5 protein-coding genes and 1 pseudogene are annotated in these 5,334 nt (G+C 69.9%); all 6 read right to left on the bottom strand.

Annotation, left to right across the window (positions count from 1 at the left end; translation table 11 throughout):
• Positions 1 to 752 (bottom strand): glucosamine-6-phosphate deaminase (locus VFF97_RS09215; RefSeq protein WP_325033201.1); only part of this gene is annotated, 752 nt, incomplete at its 3' end.
• A complete protein-coding gene (locus VFF97_RS09210; RefSeq protein ID WP_325033200.1) occupies positions 745 to 1,671 on the bottom strand; it encodes an ROK family protein in 927 nt (308 codons plus the stop codon). The genes VFF97_RS09210 and VFF97_RS09215, both read right to left, overlap by 8 nt.
• Before the next feature lie 43 nt (positions 1,672 to 1,714).
• Positions 1,715 to 2,626, bottom strand: a complete 912-nt coding sequence (locus VFF97_RS09205) for a carbohydrate ABC transporter permease (protein ID WP_325033199.1) — start codon at positions 2,624 to 2,626, stop codon at positions 1,715 to 1,717.
• The gene (locus VFF97_RS09200; RefSeq protein ID WP_325033198.1) at positions 2,623 to 3,621 is read right to left on the bottom strand and encodes a sugar ABC transporter permease; all 999 of its coding nucleotides are present in this window, start codon (positions 3,619 to 3,621) and stop codon (positions 2,623 to 2,625) included. Before VFF97_RS09200 ends, VFF97_RS09205 begins: the two co-directional genes overlap by 4 nt.
• Before the next feature lie 96 nt (positions 3,622 to 3,717).
• A complete protein-coding gene (locus VFF97_RS09195; RefSeq protein WP_325033197.1) occupies positions 3,718 to 4,959 on the bottom strand; it encodes an extracellular solute-binding protein in 1,242 nt (413 codons plus the stop codon).
• A gap of 65 nt (positions 4,960 to 5,024) precedes the next feature.
• Positions 5,025 to 5,334: pseudogene (locus tag VFF97_RS09190) on the bottom strand (ROK family transcriptional regulator); the annotation flags it as partial.

The raw sequence follows: 5,334 nt of genomic DNA, 5'->3' as shown, positions 1-5,334 counted from the left end.
GCGTACGCGTAGCGGTAGTAGTCCGCGTGCTCGAGGCGCGACGCGGCGGCCTCGTCGACCACGACGGTCGCGTGCGGATGCAGCTGGATCGCCGAACCGGGGCACGACGCCGTCACCGGACCCTCGACGGCGCCGGCGACGGCATCCGCCTTGTTCTCGCCGAACGCGAGCAGCATGAGGTGCCGCGCCCGCAGGATCGTGCCGAGGCCCTGCGTGATGCAGTGCATGGGCACGTCGTCGATAGAGTCGAAGAAGCGCGCGTTGTCGTGGCGCGTCTGCTCGATGAGCGTCTTGACGCGCGTGAGCGACGCGAACGACGAGCCCGGCTCGTTGAAGCCGATGTGGCCGGACGTCCCGATCCCGAGAATCTGCAGGTCGACGCCGCCCGCCTCGACGATCGCACGCTCGTAGTCGTCGCCCGCGTGCTCGATCCCGTCGAGCGAGCCGTTCGGCGTCCGGATGAGCTCCGGGGTGAGCCCGAGGGGCTCGACGACCTCGCGCGTGATCACCGACCGGTACGACTGCGGATGCGCCGGATCCAGCCCCACGTACTCGTCGAGCGCGAAGCCGCGCACGCGCGACACATCGACGCCTTCGAGTCGCGGGCGGAGCGCCTCGTAGACGGGCAGCGGGGTCGAGCCCGTCGCCAGCCCGAGCACCGTCTCGGGGTTCGCGCGGATGAGCCGCACGATCTCGTCGGCGACGATCGCGCCCGCTTCCTGCTCGGATGACACGATGATGACCTCAGCCATGGGCGAGGGCCTCCTCGGGGTCGTGGGCGGCGCCGATGAGCGCCGCGCCGAGTGCGGCCGCGGGCGAACCGGCGGGGAGGAGCTCGACTCGGTCTTCGAGACCAAGCGATCGCATGAACGCGGATGCCTCGGCGCTCGCGCGCAGCTCGTTCACGACGTCGCCCAGCAGACGATCGCCGAGGGCGGTGATGCCGCCGCCGAGCACGACGACGTCGGCGTCGACCGTGAGCACGAGCACGCGCACCGCGGCTGCGACGCCCCGCGCGAGGTCGCGTCGCAGCTCGAGGGCGCGCGCGTCTCCCGCATCCGACGCGTCGAACACGTCGCGCACGGGGAGCGCGCCGGAACGGCCCCACCGCTCGGCGATGACGCCGCCGCCCGCGAGGGCCTCGATGCATCCGCGCTGTCCGCAACGGCACACGGGGCCGTTCGGGTCGACTGAGATGTGGCCGACCTCGCCGGCCGCGCCGCGCGTGCCGCGCCACAGTTCGCCGCCCGCGACGATGCCCGCCGCGATGCCGGTGCCGAGGTTGAGGTACGCCATCGTGCCGGTGCCGCCGTGCAGCACGGAGGCGCCGAGCGCCGCGGCCTTGACGTCGTTCTCGACGCGCACCGGCACACCCAGCTGCGGCCCGACGGACGCCGTGACATCGAGTTCGTCGACCCCGAGATTCACCGCATGCACGACGCGCGCCGTACCCGGCTCGATCTGCCCGGGGATGCCCACGCCCACCGAGCGCACCGCGGCGAGGTCGACTCCCGCCTCCACCCCGAGCGCACGGACGCCGTCGACGATCGTGCGAGTCACGGCATCCGGCCCCCACCCCGTCGCCATGCGCACGCGACCGGCGATCACGCCCTCCGTGTCGACCGCGACCACCTCGGTCTTCGTGCCTCCGACATCGAGCCCGACCCTCATCGGCCGACCTCCGCGCCGGGGGCGGCCTGCGCCTGCTCGCCCATCAGCCCTTGACCGCCCCGGCCACGAGGCCGCTGGTCATGCGGCTCTGCACGAAGAGGAAGAACACGACGACGGGGATCGCGACGAGCGTCGAGCCCGCCATGAGCTCGGCCCAGTTGATGCCGCCGTTCGGGTCGAGGAACGTGCGCAGCCACACGGGCAGCGTCATCGCCTCGGGACGCGGGTTCAGCACGAGCGCGAACACGAACTCGTTCCACGCTTGGATGAACCCGAAGATGCCGGTCGCGACCAGGCCCGGCATGAGCAGCGGGAACGTGATGCGCCAGAACGCCTGCGACCGGCTCAGACCGTCGATCATGGCGGCCTCCTCGAGCTCGGCGGGCACGCCGTTGACGAAGCCGCGCAGCGTCCAGATCGTGAACGGCAGCACCGTCGCGATGTACACCGCCGACAGGCCGATCACCGTGTTGAGCAGGTTCCACCCGTCGATGAGGCGGAAGATCGAGATGATCATCGCCTCGGCCGGGATCATCTGGATGATCAGGATCGAGATGATGAACGCGGCGCGGGAGCGGAACCGGAAGCGCGTGACCGCGATCGCCGCGAGGAACGCGAACACGACGGCGACGACGACCGTGATGATCGTGATGACGACCGAGTTCGCGAGCGCGGGAAGGAACGGCGCGCGCGCCGAATGGAAGATGACGTTGACGTAGTTGTCGAGCGTCGCGTTGTCGGGCCAGAGGTGGAGGTCGCTGCCGCGCACCTGCGCGTTCGGCTGGAACGACGTGTTGACCATCCAGTAGACGGGGAACACGGATGCGACGAACACCACGATCGCGGCGATACCGGAGAGGACGCCGCCGATGCGGCGCCGCGGGGTGCGACGGCGACGGGCCGGCGCGGATGCGGCGACCGGCGCCGACGGCGGGGTGCGGGTTGCGGTGGTCACAGGGCCTCCTCGCGGACGCTCCGGCGCACGTACAGGATCGAGATCGCGACGAGAAGCAGGACGACGATCACCGAGATCGCGCCGCCGACGCCGAAGTCACCCGACCCGAGCGAGACGCGGTAGATGTAGACGCCGAGCGTGTTGGTCTGCTCGGCGAGGCCTCCGATCGACTGCAGCGAGTAGATCTGCGTGAAGACGCGGAGGTCCCAGATCACCTGCAGGATCGTGACGATGATGAGGATCGACTTGATGTACGGCACGACCACGAGGAAGAAGCGCTTCGCACCGCCGGCGCCGTCGAGCTGAGCGGCCTCCATGACCTCGTCGGGCACCTGGGTGAGACCCGCGTAGACCGTGAAGGCGACGAACGGGATCGCGCCCCACACGATGATGATCGTCGCGACGAAGAAGAAGCTCAGGGGGTTGATGAGCCACGCGTGCCCCACGAACTGCTCGAGGCCGAACCAGTTCGCGAGGATGTAGTTGAGCACACCGTAGTTCGTGTCGAAGATCCAGCCCCACACGATCGTGGCCGACAGCGGAGGCATCGCCCACGCGAGGAGCAGTCCGATCGACACGAGCGTTCGGAGCACGACCCCGAGGCGCTTGAGCAGCAGCGCCACGAGCACGCCGAGCACCATCGTGATGACGACGCAGACCGCCGCGAAGACGACCGAGCGGCCGAGGACCTGCCAGAACTCCGAGTCGCCGAGGACCTCGAGGTAGTTGTCGAGCCCGATGAACTCGGGCGGGGCGCCGAAGACCTGCGCGCGCCCGAACTCCTGGAACGACATGATGAGCAGCTGCACGAGCGGCCACCCCGTGATCACGACGAGCGCGATGAGCGCCGGCGTCAGCAGCGCGTACGGCGTGAAGCCTCCCGCGCGCACGAACCGCCGGCGGCGGCTCGGCGGCTCGGGTGCCTCCGGTGCGATGAGCCGCTCCCCGTCGACCGCGCTCACGGCGGGGCCGACTTCGCTGGGCAGCGTGGACATGAGTCCTCCTGATCGTGAGAGTACCGGGCCGGCGGCGGTGGGAGCCGCCGGCCCGGTACGTTTCCGGGCGCGGACGCCCGGGTGGTTCAGCCGGCCTCAGCCGTTGAGGATGTCCTCGATCTTCTGGTCGACCTCCTCGGCCAGCGACTGCACGTCGCCGCCCTGCGCGATCTTCACGAAGAAGTCCTCGAGGATGCGCGCAGCCTCGACCTCGGCCCAGTTCGGCGAAGCCGGGGTGAGCTTCGCGTTGCCCGCGGCCTCGGCGAACGCCTGCGCCTCGGCCGAGTCCCCGAGCGTGGATGCGAGCGACTTCTTCGCCGGGATGAGCCCGTTCTCGCCGTAGATCGTCTGGAACTCGTCGCTCAGGATGATCTCGAGCGCCTTCTTGGCCAGTTCAGGGTGAGCCGACTTGGCCGAGATGCCGATGTTCGAGCCACCGGCGAACACCTGGGCGGCGCCGCCGTCGGCGCCCGGCAGCGCGTACACGAACGGAGCGGCCGGCGGGTTGTCGGTCTCGCACGCGCTCGCCAGGCCGAGGGCCCAGTTCGGTGCCGAGAACTGGATCGCCGCACCCTCGCAGTACGGGGTCCACGGCTCGGCGTTGTCGCCGTCCTTCGGGGCGACCGAGGCGGTGGTCATGAGGTCCTGCACCTGCTGGAGGCCCTTGACCGACTCGGGCGAGCTCAGCTGAGCGTCCCACTCACCGCCGTCCTCGACGGCGAGCTCGCCGCCGTTCTCCCAGATGAACGGGAGCGCGTTGTACCAGTCCTGACCGGCGAAGTAGATGCCCGACTTGCCGGGGTTCGACGCGGCGAGCTCCTTCGCCTCGGCGATGTAGTCCTCGAGCGTGGCCGGCGCCTCCGACACGAGTGCCGGGTCGGCGAACACGACGCGAGCGCCCGAGTACAGCGGCGGAGCGTAGAACTTGTCGTCGTAGGAGCCTGCCTCGACGAAGCCCGGCAGCAGGTCGTCGCCGCCCAGGGTCTCGTACATGTCAGAGATGTCCAGCAGCGCGCCGACCGACGTGAACGCCGGCGACTGCGTGTTGCCGATCTCGACGATGTCAGGGCTGTCCGAGCTCGACAGGCTCGTGGTCAGCTTGTCGACGAGGCCCTCCCACGACTGCTCCTCGATGACCAGCGTGTTGCCCGGGTTCTCCTCCTCGAACGTCTCCTTCAGGTAGTCGCGCGCCTCCTGCGGGGTGTCGGTTCCGTTGAGCCACACGCGGATCTCCGCGCCGGTCTCTTCGGTGCTCCCGCCGCCGCTGGTGCCGGCACAGCCGGCCAGGGCAAGCGCCGTCGCGCCCAGGAGGGCGACGGCTCCGAGCGTCTTCTTCATGATTCCCTCGTTCTCTCTTGGTTCGGATGGGACCTGGCGGGCCCATCCAGGGGGTTTGGTGGCGTCTAGGACACGCCCAGCTGTCCTGACAGGACCATGACGGCCGCTCCGCGCAGGACGATGTCCTGGCCTTGCTCCGTCATCCGCACTCGGATTCCCTCATGGACTTCGGCGAGCGTCCGGGTGCGGAGGGTCTCGGCGGTCGCTTCCGCGAGTGGTCCGCCGAGAAGTTCAGGGGGGCCGGAGAGCACGATCTCCGACAGGTCGAGCGCGCCGACGATGGGCGCCAGTGCGATGCCGAGGCGCTCGCCCGCATCGCGCAGCACGCCTTCGCGTGCGGAATCATCGGATGCCTCGGCGAGCCGGCCGGACAGC

It is taken from the genome of Microbacterium sp. (genome assembly GCF_035687345.1).
Lineage (GTDB): Bacteria > Actinomycetota > Actinomycetes > Actinomycetales > Microbacteriaceae > Microbacterium.
Note: the sequence above shows the minus strand (reverse complement) of the source record. Positions and strands in the feature narration are given on the sequence as shown.

Bases quoted from the DNA above. Each gene is read 5' to 3' on its own strand.
- VFF97_RS09195 (WP_325033197.1), bottom strand. From the start codon at position 4,959: ATGAAGAAGACGCTCGGAGCCGTCGCCCTCCTGGGCGCGACGGCGCTT.
- VFF97_RS09210 (WP_325033200.1), bottom strand. From the start codon at position 1,671: ATGAGGGTCGGGCTCGATGTCGGAGGCACGAAGACCGAGGTGGTCGCG.
- VFF97_RS09200 (WP_325033198.1), bottom strand. From the start codon at position 3,621: ATGTCCACGCTGCCCAGCGAAGTCGGCCCCGCCGTGAGCGCGGTCGAC.